The 14470-nt window shown below is 67.7% G+C and carries 14 protein-coding genes; 5 read left to right on the forward strand and 9 right to left on the reverse strand.

Going from position 1 to position 14470, the window contains the following annotated elements; genetic code table 11:
• Window positions 1-34: 34 nt before the first annotated feature.
• The 8 genes from kduI to POS15_RS17525 form a co-directional block, all read right to left on the reverse strand.
• The gene (gene kduI / locus POS15_RS17490) at window positions 35-883 is read right to left on the reverse strand and encodes a 5-dehydro-4-deoxy-D-glucuronate isomerase (RefSeq protein ID WP_070426314.1); all 849 of its coding nucleotides are present in this window, start codon (window positions 881-883) and stop codon (window positions 35-37) included.
• Between the two features lie 219 nt (window positions 884-1102).
• A complete protein-coding gene (locus POS15_RS17495) occupies window positions 1103-2161 on the reverse strand; it encodes a LacI family DNA-binding transcriptional regulator (protein ID WP_046274231.1) in 1059 nt (352 codons plus the stop codon).
• A gap of 43 nt (window positions 2162-2204) precedes the next feature.
• The gene (locus POS15_RS17500) at window positions 2205-3785 is read right to left on the reverse strand and encodes a family 43 glycosylhydrolase (RefSeq protein ID WP_019184093.1); all 1581 of its coding nucleotides are present in this window, start codon (window positions 3783-3785) and stop codon (window positions 2205-2207) included.
• A 38-nt stretch (window positions 3786-3823) separates the two neighbouring features.
• On the reverse strand, window positions 3824-4981 hold the full coding sequence (gene pelA, locus POS15_RS17505) for a pectate lyase (RefSeq protein WP_284128578.1): 1158 nt from the start codon (window positions 4979-4981) through the stop codon (window positions 3824-3826).
• Window positions 4954-6237: a TRAP transporter large permease gene (locus tag POS15_RS17510; protein WP_019184091.1), complete on the reverse strand. Its 1284-nt coding sequence runs from the start codon at window positions 6235-6237 to the stop codon at window positions 4954-4956. The genes pelA and POS15_RS17510 overlap by 28 nt, the downstream gene beginning before the upstream one ends.
• Window positions 6238-6240: 3 nt before the next feature.
• Window positions 6241-6771 (reverse strand): TRAP transporter small permease, encoded by a 531-nt coding sequence (locus tag POS15_RS17515; RefSeq protein WP_019184090.1) that lies wholly within the window; start codon window positions 6769-6771, stop codon window positions 6241-6243.
• A 12-nt stretch (window positions 6772-6783) separates the two neighbouring features.
• Entirely contained in the window at window positions 6784-7788 is a 1005-nt protein-coding gene (locus tag POS15_RS17520; protein WP_026069922.1) for a TRAP transporter substrate-binding protein, read from the reverse strand.
• 37 nt (window positions 7789-7825) lie between these two features.
• On the reverse strand, window positions 7826-8647 hold the full coding sequence (locus tag POS15_RS17525) for a hypothetical protein (RefSeq protein ID WP_019184088.1): 822 nt from the start codon (window positions 8645-8647) through the stop codon (window positions 7826-7828).
• Window positions 8648-8798: 151 nt separating this feature from the next.
• On the opposite strand from POS15_RS17525, the gene POS15_RS17530 reads away from it, so the two are divergent.
• The gene (locus tag POS15_RS17530) at window positions 8799-9791 is read left to right on the forward strand and encodes an alpha/beta hydrolase (protein WP_037553396.1); all 993 of its coding nucleotides are present in this window, start codon (window positions 8799-8801) and stop codon (window positions 9789-9791) included.
• Entirely contained in the window at window positions 9784-11406 is a 1623-nt protein-coding gene (locus tag POS15_RS17535) for a carboxylesterase/lipase family protein (protein ID WP_284128579.1), read from the forward strand. The genes POS15_RS17530 and POS15_RS17535 overlap by 8 nt, the downstream gene beginning before the upstream one ends.
• A gap of 33 nt (window positions 11407-11439) precedes the next feature.
• On the opposite strand, the gene POS15_RS17540 is transcribed toward POS15_RS17535, so the two are convergent.
• Window positions 11440-11763, reverse strand: coding sequence for a hypothetical protein (locus POS15_RS17540; protein ID WP_157267051.1), 324 nt, complete (start codon window positions 11761-11763; stop codon window positions 11440-11442).
• Between the two features lie 250 nt (window positions 11764-12013).
• Between POS15_RS17540 and POS15_RS17545 the strand changes: the two genes are divergently transcribed.
• From POS15_RS17545 to POS15_RS17555, 3 genes are all read left to right on the forward strand, one after another.
• The gene (locus POS15_RS17545) at window positions 12014-12832 is read left to right on the forward strand and encodes a rhamnogalacturonan acetylesterase (protein ID WP_284129665.1); all 819 of its coding nucleotides are present in this window, start codon (window positions 12014-12016) and stop codon (window positions 12830-12832) included.
• 116 nt (window positions 12833-12948) lie between these two features.
• On the forward strand, window positions 12949-13539 hold the full coding sequence (locus POS15_RS17550) for a cysteine dioxygenase family protein (protein WP_284128580.1): 591 nt from the start codon (window positions 12949-12951) through the stop codon (window positions 13537-13539).
• Window positions 13540-13619: 80 nt separating this feature from the next.
• Entirely contained in the window at window positions 13620-14459 is an 840-nt protein-coding gene (locus POS15_RS17555) for a PhzF family phenazine biosynthesis protein (protein ID WP_019184081.1), read from the forward strand.
• Window positions 14460-14470: the final 11 nt, after the last annotated feature.

Below are 14470 nucleotides of genomic sequence, written 5' to 3' on the forward strand. Positions count from 1 at the left end.
ACGCCGCCAGCGCGATGCCGGCGGCGTGTCGGGGTTACTTCAGCTGGCAGATGTCCAGCACGTGCATATCGGTGTAATCCAGGTTCTCGCCGCCCATCGCCCAGATGAAGGCGTAGTTGCTGGTGCCGGCGCCCATGTGGATCGACCACGGCGGCGAGACGACGGCTTCGTTGTTCTGGATGACGATGTGGCGCTGCGCGTCCGGCTCGCCCATGAAGTGGTACACGCGGTCGTTCTGGCCCAGGTCGAAGTAGAAATAGACTTCGCTGCGGCGGTCGTGCAGGTGCGGCGGCATCGTGTTCCAGACGCTGCCCGGCTTGAGCACGGTCAGGCCCAGCAGCAGCTGCGAGGACTGGCAGGTGGCCGGCACGATGTACTGGTAGATGGTGCGTTCGTTGCTGGTTTCCAGCGCGCCACGGTCCAGTGCCACGGCGTCCTTGATCGACAGCGCCTTGGTCTCGAAGCGCGCATGCGCCGGGGTCGAGGCCAGGTAGAACTGCGCCGGGTTGGCCGCGTCATCGGAAGCGAACACCACCTCCGTGCTGCCCATGGCCACGTACAGGCCGTCCTTCGGACCCAGCGTGAACACGGTGCCGTCCACGGTGACGGTGCCGCTGCCGGCGCCGACGTTGATCACGCCCAGCTCGCGGCGCTCCAGGAACGCGTGGCCGGCAGCCGAGGCCGGCTCGGTCTGCTTGGGCAGCGAGACCGGGCCGTTGACCGGGGCCGCACCGCCGAGCACGAAGCGCTCGTAATGGGTGTACTTCAGGGTCACCGCATCGGCGTTGAACAGACCGTCGAGCAGATACAGCTCGCGCAGGTCGTCATTGCTGGCGCCCTTGATGGCGTCGGGATGGGTGGCGTAGTGGGTCTTGCAGTACATGGCGTCTCCAGAGCAGGGGTGGGGCGATGCGTCGGCCCCGGCGCGATTTCAAGTGATTGTAGCGATTTGGTAAACCGGTGTCATTTTGCAGCGCACGATAGACCGGGGCGGGCCCGGCGTGGTGTCCATGTCAGAAAAGCCGTGCGATCGGCAACGGATGGCACGGGTGCGTGGCGACGCGTTCATCATGAACGCACGTCGTTGCCATCGCGGCACGCGTCAATCCTCGGGGGGCTGGCAGGAGTCGCGCACGATCAGGTGCGGGCGCACGCTGGCGTGCTGCATCACCGCCTGGCCATCGGGCTGGATCAGCATGGCCGCGGCGGTGCGGCCGGTGTCGCGCGTGTGGCGGCGCACCGAGGTCAGCGACGGCCACAGGCGCGACGCCAGCGGGCTGTCGTCGTAGCCGATGATCGACAGCTGGCGCGGAATGTTGATGCCCGCCCGCAGGGCGACCTTGTAGATACCGGCGGCCATTTCATCGTTGCCGGTGAAGATGGCGGTCGGGCGCTGCTTGCCCAGCAGCAGCTTTTCGGCCGCGGCCACGCCGGATTCGAAGGTGTAGCCGGCCTCGACGATGCGAGCGGGGGGCAGCTCGATGCCGCGCTTGGCCAGCGCATCGATGAAGCCGGCGGTGCGTTCGTGCGCCGAGCGGTACGCGCTCGGGCCGGTCACCAGGGCGATGTCGCGGTGGCCCAGGGAAAGCAGGTAATCGGCAGCTTCGGCCGCGCCGTCGCGATCGTGGGTGACCACCATCTGCGAGGTGTCATCCAGCGGCAGCGAGGCGATCCGGGTGAAGCGGCAGCCGATCTCATCGAGCATGTCCACCAGCGCCTGGTCTTCGGAGGCACGCGGCACCAGGATCACGCCGTGCAGCTTCTGCTGCTGCACGAAGCGGCGCACCCCCTCGATGTAGCCGGGGCTGCGGGAATCGCAGGGGTGCACGACCAGTTCGAAACTGGAGCCGCGCAGCGCGTCCAGCGCGCCGTACTGCATGTCCACGATGTATTGCGCGGTCGGGTTGTCGTACACCATGCCGATCAGGAACGAGCGCCGGAACGCCAGCCCCCGGGCCAGCGGGTCCGGCGTGTAACCGACCTCGCGCATCAGCGCCTCGACCTTCTCGCGCGTGTCCTTGCGCACCAGCGGCGAGTTGTTGATGATCCGCGAAACGGTCTTCTTCGATACCCCGGACAGACGCGCGATGTCGTTGATCGTGGCGGCCTTGCCTTTGGTCAATCCGTGCGGCGACGGATCGGTTTTGCTGCGCAATGACATGTCGTTCAAACCGGGGATGAGTCAGGGGATTCTAGCGGGGAGCTCAATCAAGGGCGCGGTAGCGGAAGTTCCGGAACTGGACCTTGCCGTCACCGGCAGCATAGATCGCCGGCTTCAGGGCCAGGAACTTGCCCGCCACATTGTGATGGTAGCCGGAGACTTCCATCTGAACCGGGTACTTCTGCCAGGTTTTGCCATCGGTGCTGGAGTGGATGGTCACGATGTGGCGGTTGTTGGTCACCCGCAGCCACAGCGTGCCACCGGTGGCGCTGGGGGCCAGCCGGGTGGGGCGCTCCTCGCCGTAGCGGTGCATGATGAACTTCTCGCCGTTGCTGCCCACGCCCACGTACAGGCGGTCGCTGTAGAAGAGCAGGGCGCCGCCCACCGCGCCCGGGGCAATCTCCATCTCCACCTCGAACTGGTAGGCCTTGTCGCCGGCGATGGCGGTCAGCGGCGAGCTGTCGCGCGGGGTGCTGCCCTTGCCCTGCAGCACCATGCCCTTGCCGGTGAAGCCCAGGCGCTTGTACTCGTCCTGGGCCGGGTTGAAGAACGACCACTGTGCGCCGAGGGTCTTGCCGCGGAAGTCATCGGACAACGCCATGCCGTGCTGGCCGACCGATGTGCCCGAAGGCATGGCCAGCGGCTGGCCGAGGTCGCCGCCCTTGGCCACGAACCAGCCATCGGCGGTCCATTCGATCGGCTCCAACAGGGCCTGGCGCCCCAGCGTCCAGTACCCGTTTTCGTAGCCGTGATACATCATCCACCAGCGCCCGTCGGTACCTTCGATCACCGTGGCGTGGCCGCGCGACCACCACGGCTCGGCGGCCGACTGGGTGCGCATGATCGGGTTGTTCGGCGCGTTCACCCACGGGCCGTGGATCGAGCGCGAGCGCGCGGTGATCACCATGTGGCCGGTGGGCGGGCCGGCGGTGCCGCCCACGGCGGTGGTCATGTAGTACCAGCCATCGCGGAAATTGATCTTCGGGCCTTCCTGCGCATAGGCCTCCACGTCCCAGCTTTCCGGGTACTTCCAGCCGTCGTAGACGTGCTTGGGCGTGCCGACCACGCTCAGACCGTCGTCGGCCAGCTGCACATAGTCGCCGCCGCTGAGGAACAGGTAGCGCTTGCCGTCTTCGCCCACCGCATGGCCGGGATCGATGTAGCTGCCCAGGCCGATGTCGATCGGCTCGCTCCACGGGCCCTTGATGTTGTCGGCCCAGACCACGAAGTTGCTGCGGGTCTCGCCGGTGCGGGCGGGGAAGTAGATGTAGTAGCGGCTGCCGTGCTTGACGATATCCGGGGCCCAGATCGCCCCCACGTTCTTGGTGATCGCATGGCCCAGCGGCTGCCAGTTGACCAGGTCGCGCGAGTGCCAGATCGGCAGGCCGGGGTATGCATCGAACGAGGACAGGGTGAGGTAATAGTCGTCGCCATCCTTGAGCACGGACGGGTCCGGACGGTCGCCGGCGAACACCGGGTTGAGGAAGGTACCGTTGCCCAGGTCGGCCTGGCGCTGGTTCTCGATCCCGCGCTTCCAGGCGGTGGCCGGCTCGGCGGCGTGTCCGGCGCCGGCCAGCAGCAGGCAGGCGGTGGCGAAGCTCGCCAGGGTCTTCCTCAAGTGCATCGTCTCTCTCCCTTGAACGTATCGTGGGCCGGCCGCGCTCAGCGCGCCCCGGGCCCGGCAAGACGCTGTTGCCAGCGTGGGTACTCGGTGGTGATCAGGGCCTGCGGCCAGGTGCCGTACCAGTGGTAGCCGGTGCGGCGCTCGCGCGGAATCTGATCGAAGGTGGCCACGCGTTCGCCCTCCCGGTTGGCCAGCACCACCGAACTGTCGCGCAGGTCATGGAAGCGCCCCCACAGCAGTGGGGCATCCGTATCGGCGACCAGGCGGCGATCCACCGTGGTGCGATGGAACTGGAACTGTTCCGGCGTGGTCTGGAAGGTCTCCAGCCGCCAGCCGGTCAGCGCGTGCGCCTGGAACCACGCCATGGCGGCGTTGACCGAGGCGACCACCTCCGGCGATGGATCCGGGATCGACATCAGGTAGCGGACCACGCCGACACTCTCGTCGGTGACCAGCGCCGGCAGTTCGAACTTCCGGCCCTGCGCGGGCTGCAGGGTGGTGCGGTCGTACTGGCCGGCCCAGATCGTCGGCACACCGTCCTGGCGCACCTGCAGGCGCAGCAGGCAGGCATCGCCGGCGGTCACGGCCGCGTCCACGCGGGCACGCTGATCGGCCGTGATGAAGCCGAACACCGGCTCGCGCTGCACCCGCCGCAGCGTGGTCAGCACACCGCTGGTGACGTCGTCAGCGAAGGTGATATGGCCATGGTAGGAGGTGCGCGACGGCACCGAGTGCGGCCAGCCGCCACACGTTGGAATCTGCTCGGCGAGGATGAAGTCCAGGCCGCGCACGGCCGCATCGCGATAGCGGGCCTCCCCGCTGCGCGCGAAGGCCTCGGCCAGGTAGCTGACCTGGGTGTAGATGTTGCGGTTGTCGAAGCTGCCGCCGGGCGTGGCCTGGTCGGCCGATACCTGGGCCCTGGCGGCCTCGTCGAGGATCCGCTGGGGATCCTGGTTGACCGCCCAGCCACCACCGTGCCGCTGCAGCGCGACCAGGTTGTCGGCGATCTGCCGGTACTGATCGGGCCGATAGCGCGGGTAGTCCGTGCCGTGGCCGCTCTGCCAATGGTTGATGCCGTCCTGGAAGCCTCGCAGCGCGATGTCCTGGCCCTGCGCCATGGCGGCGCAGGGCAGGGCGACCCACAGCAGGGCAGCCAGCCGCCGCACGCTTACGCGCGCAGCAGGGCGGGCAGCCACAGCGACATTTCCGGGAAGAAGGTGACGATCAGCAGCACGCCGAGGGCAGCGAACCAGAACGGCCAGATCGAGCGCATGCTCTCACCCACGCTGATCTTGCCGATCGCGGTACCGATGAACAGCACCGAGCCCACCGGCGGCGTCACCAGGCCCAGGCCACCGGTCAGCACCAGCACCAGGCCGAAGTGGATCGGATCGATGCCGTAGGCCTTGGCCACCGGCAGGAAGATCGGCGTGCAGATCAGGATCATCGGCGCCAGGTCCATGAAGGTGCCCAGCAGCAACAGCATGATCACGATCATCAACAGCACCATGAACTGGCTGTGCGCGAACGACTGCAGGAAATTGACCGCCGCCGACGGCACTTCCAGATAGGCCAGCAGCCAGCCGAACACCGCCGCGGTCGCGATCACGAACAGGATCACGCCGGTACTGCGCGCGGCATGGGTGACCGTGCCGAGGAACTCGCGCCAGTCCAGCTGGCGATACAGCACCGTGGTCACCAGCAGCGCGTAGACCACGGCGATCGCCGCGCTTTCCACCGCGGTGAAGATGCCGGCGCGGATACCGATGAAGATCAGCGCGACCAGGCCCAGGCCGGGCAGGGCCGAGACCAGCCGCAGCAGCACCGCGCGCCAGCCCGGGAAGATCTCCACGCCATAGCCGCGACGGCGCGCGACCACGTAGCCGGTGATCATCAGGGCGACGGTCATCAGCAGCGCCGGCACGATGCCGGCCGCGAACAGATCGGCGATCGACAGGCCACCCCCGGCCGCGGCCGAGAACAGGATCAGGTTGTGCGAGGGCGGCACCAGCAGCGCGACCAGCGCGGCGGTGATGCTGACGTTGACCGCGAAGTCACGGTCATAGCCGCGCTTGACCATCTGCGGAATCATCGTGCCGCCGACCGCCGAGACATCGGCGATGGCCGAACCGGATACACCGCCGAAGAACAGCGAGGACAGGATCGACACCTGGCCCAGGCCGCCGCGCATGCGCCCGACCAGCGAAGACGCCAGCGAGATCAGGCGCTCGGAGATGCCGCCGCGCATCATGATTTCGCCGGCGAAGATGAACAATGGAATGGCGATCAGCGAGGCCGAGCCGGTACCGGCCGAGATCTGCTGGACCAGCACCAGCGTCGGCAGATCCAGGTACCACAAGGTAGCCAGGGCGGCGGCGGCGAGCGCGAACGCGACCGGCACACCGAGCAGCAACAGCACCGCGAACACGGTGAAAAGAATGGTGATACCCATGACTCAGCGATCTCCCTCGGCAACGGCATCGGCCGGCCGTACAGCCAGCGCCATCTGGTTCACGGCGAAGATCGCCATCAAGGCGCCACCGATCGACAGGGGCAGGTAGTTGATGCTCTGCGGCAGGTTGGCGCCGGCGGCCTTGATGTCCAGGCCGTCCATCAGCAGCACGGCCGCCCACCAGGCGATGACCACGCCCAGCACGGCCACCACCAGCGCGGCGAACACATCGACCGCGCGGCGCAGGCCCGGGCCCATGTGCGCGGCGAGCAGGAAGAAGCCGAAATGGCGGCGGGTATGCACGCCGGTGGCCGCGCCCAGGCTCATCGCGGTGGCGAGCAGCAGCAGCGTGACCGGCTCGGTCCAGCTGGGCGAATCATTGATCACATAGCGGGCGAACACCTGCCAGCCCTGCACCACCACCAGGCCCAGCAGGGCGATGACGGCAATGTAGATCGCCACATCGGCGATGACGTTGAGCAGGCGCTGCGGCGCGGTCGGGGTGATGACGGTTTCGGAAGTCGAGTCGGACATCGCGTCGGGGCCTCAGGCGAAGTCGCGGATGCGACGGGTGAGGGCGGCCAGCTCCGGCTGCTGCAGGTAACGCTGCAGCAGCGGGTCGGCGGCCTTGCGGAAGGCCGGCATGTCGACCTCGTTGAACTTGATGCCGAAGTCGGCCACGGCCTGGCGGGCGGTGTTTTCCGAGGCATCCCACTGCTCGCGCATCACCTGCACCGACTCGCGTGCGGTCTCGATCACCAGGGTGCGGTCGGCCGGGCTCAGCGCATCGAAGCTCTGGCGCGACATCAGCAGCACGTCCGGCGCGTAGGAATGATCGCTCTGCGACCAGTAGTGCGCGGCCTCGAAGTGGCGGCTGGAGTGGAAGCTGCGCATGTTGTTTTCCGCACCGTCGATCATGTGCGTTTCCATGCCCGAGAACGTATCGCCCAGCGACATCGGGGTGGGGTTGGCACCGAGCAGGCGCATCAACTGGATGAAGATGTCCGAAGACGCCACGCGCAGCTTCAGGCCATGCAGGTCCTTGGGTTCCACGATCGGATGCTTGGTGTTGTAGAAGCAGCGCGCGCCGGAGTCGTAGATGGCCAGGCCGACCAGATCGCGGGTTTCAAAGCCCTGCAGGACCGTATCGGCAACGCCACCATCGAGGGCGCGGCGCATGTGCGCCACCGACTCGAACACGTACGGCAGGCACAGGCCCTGGGTCAGCGGAAATGCGTTGTTGAGCGCGCCGGAGTAGACGCGGGTGATGTCGATGGCGCCGAAGCGGGCCATGTCGATCGCCTCGGACTCGCGGCCGAGCTGGCCGGAGTGGTACTGGCGCAGGCGCAGCCGGCCGCCGGTTTTTTCTTCCAGCGTCTTCCCGATCCATTTCACCGCCGTGACGGTGGGGTAGTCGGCGACGTGGACGTCGGTGGCGGTCAGCAACTGCGCACCAGCCGGTGCGGCGTTGGACGACCGCGAACAAGCCGTCAGCGCGGGCGCGGCGAGCGCGCCCAGACTGGTGGCCAGGAAACTTCTGCGAGTGAACATCTGCGCCCTCCCAAGCGTGCTCGCCATGTCCGCGCGGTTACCCGGCGGCGATGGCCTTGCAGGTAATGTCGCCGTAGCCGACGAAACGGATCAATGCTTGCTGGCCCACGGCGATGTCGTGGATGCCGGTAGCGTTGCCACTGGCGATCAGGTCGCCGGCCTTCAACGGCCGCCCACGCTGCGCCGAGCGGCCCAGGGCGAAGGCATAGGCGGTACGCAGGCCACCGGGCAGCAGGGTCGCGCCACCGGTGCCGACCACCTCGCCCTCGATGCGGGTTTCCGCACGCAGGTCGGCATCGTCCAGGCGGGTCCAGTCCGGGATTTCCGGGCCCAGCACCAGGCCATTGTTGTTGCCGAAGTCCGACACCACCACGCGCGGACCGAGCTTGTTGATGGTCGCCAGCGGGCTGCTGGCCACTTCAACGCCGATGAAGAGCTTGGCGGCCAGGGCCTCGGCTTCTTCCGGAGTCCACTGCAGCTTGTCCGCCGGGGCGTCTTCCTGCAGCTGGATCACGTACTCGGCCTCGACCGCGCCGAAGCCCCCGACGAACACCGGAATCTCTACTGTTCCACCGGTAGCATTCCAGAGCTGACGCGAGAAGATCGGGCCCAGCAGCCGGTCGTCGCCGGAGACATCGCGGCGCTCGGCGGCGATGTAGCCCACCTTCCAGCCGACCACCTGGTCGTCCCACAGCGCGATGGCCTGGTCCTGTACCTGGTAGGCGGTGACGAGGTCTTCCGGGATGGTGCCCGGGAAATCCGGCAGGGATTGGCCGTGTTGGCGGGCGTTGACGAAGTGCCGGGCGATCTCGCCCAACCCTTGGTCGGGCAGGTCCTGTTTGCCGTGGTCGTTGCTCAAGCGGGTCTCCCGGAAAAATTGTTGCACTGCCAATCGACAGCGGTTGGATGTGCTGTATATGGTAAACCGGTGTCATTGGCAATGTGCAGCGCATCAGAACGGCTGCCGGTCAGGCACGATGCCTGTTCCCCTGCCGGAAGGACGTCCGCCGATGCGCCGCCCCCTAGTGTTGTCATTGTTCCCTTTCTTGCTGCTGGCCTGCGGCCTCGCGCGCGCAGCCGAGCATGCCGTGCCGGACACCGAGCCGGCCGCTGGCGCGGCGGACCGGATCGCGTTGTGGCCGGCGGGCGAGGTGCCGGGCGAAGCCGGCCCGGCCAGCGTGCCCAACGTGGTGGAGCGCAGCCATGATCCCGCCCTGCCGGATCGCTACATCGACAACGTCAGTGCGCCCTACCTGGTGGTGTACCGGCCACCGCGCCCGAACGGCAGCGCGTTGCTGGTGGTGCCTGGCGGCGGCTACCAGCGCATCGTGCTCGACAAGGAAGGCACTGCCCTGGTGCCGGCGTTCGTCGAGCAGGGCGGGGTGACCCTGTTCGTGCTGCGCTACCGGCTGCCCGCCGGCCGCAGTGATCGCCAGGCCGCCCTGGCCGATGCGCAGCGCGCGATGCGGGTGATCCGCGCGGATGCTTCGCGCTGGCAGATCGATCCGCAGCGCGTCGGGGTAATGGGGTTTTCGGCCGGCGGCCACGTCGCGGCACGGCTGAGCAATGGCTTCGATGCACCGGTCTATCCCCATCGCGATGCCATCGATGCGCTCAGCGCACGCCCGGATGTCGCTTTGCTGATCTACCCGGTGATCGACATGGGCGCGCACGCGCATACCGGCTCGCGTGCGCGCCTGCTTGGCCCGCACCCCGATGCCGCGCTGCAGGCACGGTTCTCGATGCAGGAGCAGGTCCGCACCGATACGCCGCCGACCTTCCTGGTGCATGCGCAGGACGACACCGTGGTCTCGGTCGACAACAGCCTGGTGTATTACCAGGCGCTGCGGCGCGCCGGCGTCGCCACCGAAATGCATCTGTTCCCGTTCGGCGGCCACGGCTTCGGCGTGCGCATCCCGGCCGGTTTGACCGCCGCGCAGTGGCCCGAGCTGGCCCTGCGCTGGATCCCCTCGCGCCACACGGAGCCCGCGCGCCATGACTGATACCCCCGCCGATCTTCAACGGCGTCGTTTCCTGCGCGACAGTGCGCGCTACGCACTCATGCTCGGTGCTACCAGCCTGCCGCTGTTGCCGGCCTTTGCCGGGGTGCCCGGCCCGCGCCACGATGCCGCGCCGCTGGCGCGTGTACGCAGCGGGCGCCTGCGCGGGCAGCTCGAGCAGGGCGTGAATGTGTTCCGCGGCATTCCCTACGGCGCCGATACCGCGCCACGACGCTTCCAGCCGGCCGTGCAGGAATCGGCCTGGCGTGGCGTGCGTGATGCACTGGCGTACGGCAATGCCGCGCCGCAGGGCGGTAACGAAGGGCCGGGCAGCGAGGACTGCCTCTACCTCAACGTGTGGACCCCGGCGCTGCGCGACGGCGGCAAGCGGCCGATCGTGTTCTATATCCATGGCGGTGCCTACAACAACGGCTCGGGCAGCGACCCGCTGTATGACGGCAGCGCGTTGTGCCGGCGTGGCGACGTGGTCGTGGTCACGGTCAACCATCGGCTCAACGTGTTCGGTTACCTGTACCTGGCGCAGCTGGGCGATGCGCGCTTCGCCGATTCGGGCAATGTCGGCCAGCTCGATCTGGTCCAGGCGCTGCAGTGGGTACGCCAGCACGCGCCGGAGTTCGGTGGCGATGCGGGCAACATCACCGTGGTCGGCCAATCCGGTGGCGGGGCGAAGATCGCCACGCTGATGGCGATGCCGGCCGCACGCGGCCTGTTCCAGCGCGCGTGGACGATGAGCGGGCAGCAGGTCACCGCTGCCGGCCCGCGTGCGGCCACCCAGCGCGCGCAGATCGCGATGCAGGCCGTGGGGGCGGCCGATGCCGAGGCGCTGCGCACGATGCCGATGGAAGCGCTGCTGGCCGCCACCCGTGCACGCGATCCCTCGCGCGTGGAGAACAGCAGCCTGTACGTGGGCCCCGTGCTGGACGGTCGCTCGCTGCCGGTGCATCCGTTCTGGCCGGAGGCGCCGGCACAGTCCGCCGGAATCCCGATGGTGATCGGCAACACCCACGATGAAACCCGCGCCTTCCTCGGCAACGACCCGGCCAACTTCGCCCTGACCTGGGAGACGCTGCCGGCCAAGCTGGAAAAAGAGCAGTACGTGGACCTGCTGCCCTCGGTGGTGATCGCCGAGTACCGCCGCCTGTATCCGCACTACACGCCTTCGGAGGTGTTCTTCGCCGCCACCACCGCCGGTCGTTCATGGCGCGGTGCGGTGGAGGAACTGGAAGCGCGTGCACGCCAGGGCGCACCCACCTGGGCTTATCAACTCGATTGGAGCTCGCCGCTGGACGGCGGCAGGTTCGGTGCGTTCCACACCCTGGATATCCCGCTGGTGTTCGACAACATCGACCGCCCCGGTTCGCGCACCGGCAACGGCGAGGAAGCCAGCCGCGTGGCGGCCACGATGAGCGAGGCCCTGATCGCCTTCGCCCGCCATGGCGATCCGAATCATGGCGGACTGCCACGCTGGCAGACCTATTCGATCAACCGCCGCGAAACGATGCTGTTCGATGCCACCTCACAGCAGGCCGACGACCCGCGCGGTGGCGAGCGTCGTCTCTATCAGCAGGCCCCCTTCATCCAACGAGGCACATTCTGATGCGTATGCCACTCGACAGCGTCTTCCAACGGCCTACGGCCAGCCGGGGCGAAGGTCATAGGTGACTTTGCGCGCTCGAAGGAGGTCGCTCTTTTGGATACCGAGGTGTTGGACAGCGTAGTCGACGGCCGCGGTGAGTTCGTCAAAGCTCATTCGCAGATGAAGTGAGTATAGATCGACGGCGTCCTCGTACTTTTCCAAGTAGCGGTCCAAGCCCAGATTGTACCGGTCGCCACTCAGCATGAGAAAGAACTCCTGATGCGCCGGTTCACCTGATTCTAGGTAGTCGACGTTGATCCAGATACGCGTCCTGCTATGAAGCATCGCCTTGATCGTTGCAATGTCGCTATTTTTCATCACTGAGAAGTGGCAGCGTCAGCTGACGGGGGAGGACCGTTTCAGTGGCGATACTAGCGCGTTGCGGCCGTGCGACTGCCGCGACCACTGGCGTTGCTCGCTGGGACGTGCCCACGAGGTGACGCTTTAGACGACAAATACCGGCAGGTCGCCGACGTGTTGCATTCCACGATCAGTATCCATTTCATTGAACGGAGAAAGACCAATGCGGTGTACGTCCTGGCTGCTCGGCAGCGCACTGTTCGCCCTGATGAGCGCGGCGCAGGCCGCCGTGGATCCGGCGGTGATGGACCGCCCGGCACCGACCCCGATCCGCGCCAGCAAGATCGTGCTGGTCGGCGATTCCACCACGGCCGTGCAGGGCGGCTGGGGGCCGGCGTTCTGCGCACGGCACGTGACCTCGTTCCTGACCTGCACCAACCTCGCCCGCGGCGGCCGCAGCACCTACAACTACCGTGCCGAAGGCTCGTGGGCGCTGGCCGAGGCGGAGATGCGCATGCCGGGCTATGCGCAGACCTGGGTACTGATCCAGTTCGGCCACAACGACCAGCCAGGCAAGCCGGGCCGCTCCACCGATCTGCAGCGCGAGTTCCCGGACAATCTGCGCCGCTACGTGCGCGAGGTCCGCGCCGCCGGTGCACAGCCGGTGCTGCTGACCCCGTTGACCCGCCGCCAGTTCGCCGACGGCGTGCTGATCGATGATCTGGCCCCGTGGGCCGAGGCCGTGCGCACTGTTGCGCGGGAACTGGAGGTGCCGCTGGTCGACCTCCACGCACGCAGCCGCGCGGTGGTGCAGGCACTTGGGCCGGTAGCCTCGATGCCGCTGGCACAGGCGGCCGCCACGCCTGCGCAGGTGAGTGCGGCGCTGGGCGGTACGACCGTGGGCGCAGCGCCCGTCGCTGGCGCACCCGTCGCGCAGAACAACGCCGCCACCGAGCCCATGGGGCAGGCCAAGGTCGCCTTTGATTACACCCATCTGGGCCCGGACGGCGCGGCGCTGTTCGCCACGCTGGTCACCGAGGAACTCGCCCGTCAGGTTCCCTCGTTGCGGCCGCTGCTGATTCCCTGATCGATAGGCAAGCCCGACGATTTCTTTCGAATGGCGGGGTATGTCGGAGATGGTGGGGCAAACGGATGTGATCCAGGTCAAACACGTTGTTCACCGGGATCGCCTAGACTCGGGGCATGCAAGACCAATGCAACCCGTTTCCGCCGTTCCATGGCCGCGATCGATTGATCGCCGCGGTCGACCATGCGGTGCAGCACGAGCACGCGCACCAGATCGCCACCACGCTGCGCTCGGCGTTGCGTGAGGCGATCGCCGACAGCCGGATCCAGCTGCCGGCCTGCGTGCATCGCCCCATCCAGGACCACTACGCGCGCCGAGAGCTGTACCGCAGCCCCGTGCACGGCTACAGCATCGTGGCGATGAGCTGGGGGCCGGGGCAGGGCACGCCGCTGCATGACCACAGCGGGCTGTGGTGCGTGGAGGGCGTGTGGATGGGCCAGCTGGAAATCACCCAGTACCAGCTGCTGGAGCGTGACGGCGAGCGGTTTCGCTTCCGCCCCGAAGCAGCCGTGGTGGGCGATTGTGGCAGCGCCGGCAGCCTGATCCCGCCGCACGAGTACCACACCATCCGCAATACCAGCGATGCGGAGCTGGCGATCTCGGTGCACGTCTATCAGGGCGAGATGACCCGTAGTGCCATCTTCGAACCCGAGGCCGATGGCTGGTACCAGCGCCGCGTGCAGGTGATGGAAACCGACGCGGCCTAGGGCGCGGCGGGCGCACCGCTCGACCCGACGCCGCGGTAGCGCGCATCATGCGCGTTCCACCCGGTTACCGACGTTCCGCCATGCCTACGCTGCCGTTCCAACAGGTCAATGTCTTCAGCCGGGATCCCCTGCGCGGCAATCCGCTGGCCGTGGTGCTTGATGCCGAGAGCATCGACGACACGCGCATGGCCGCGTTCGCGCACTGGACCAACCTGAGCGAGACCACCTTCCTGCTGCCGCCTACCGATCCGCAGGCGGACTATCGCGTGCGCATCTTCACCACGCTGGAAGAACTCCCGTTCGCCGGGCATCCCACGCTGGGCAGCTGTCATGCCTGGCTGGCCCATGGCGGCGTGCCCAAGGGCGAAGAGATCGTGCAGGAGTGCGGCATCGGCCTGGTGCGGATCCGCCGCAGCGCGGCGGGCCTGGCGTTCCTGGCGCCGCCGCTGCTGCGGGGCGACGCATTGGCGCCGGACCTGCGTGAACAGGTGCGACGCGGGCTCGGCGTGGCAACGCAGGACGTGGTGGACGCGCGCTGGGCGGACAACGGTACCGGCTGGCTGGCCCTGCGCCTGCGTGACCGCGCCGCGGTGCTGGCGATCCAGCCGGATTACGCGCAGCTGCAGGGGCTGAAGGTCGGCGTGTTCGGGCCGTGGCAGGCCGACGATGGCGACGAGGCCCAGTACGAAAGCCGCGCCTTCATTGCCGGTGACGGCGCACCGGAGGACCCGGCCACCGGCAGCCTCAATGCCGGCATCGCGCGCTGGCTGCTGAGCACCGGCGAGGCGCCGGAGCGCTATGTGATCAGCCAGGGCACCGCCATGGGCCGTGCTGGGCGGCTGCGGGTAGAGCGCGTGGGCGAAGCACTGTGGATCGGCGGGGACTGCGTGACCTGCATCGAGGGGCAGGTCACGCTGTGATCCGTCGCTGC

It is taken from the genome of Stenotrophomonas sp. BIO128-Bstrain (assembly GCF_030128875.1).
In the GTDB taxonomy this organism is placed as follows: domain Bacteria; phylum Pseudomonadota; class Gammaproteobacteria; order Xanthomonadales; family Xanthomonadaceae; genus Stenotrophomonas; species Stenotrophomonas bentonitica_A.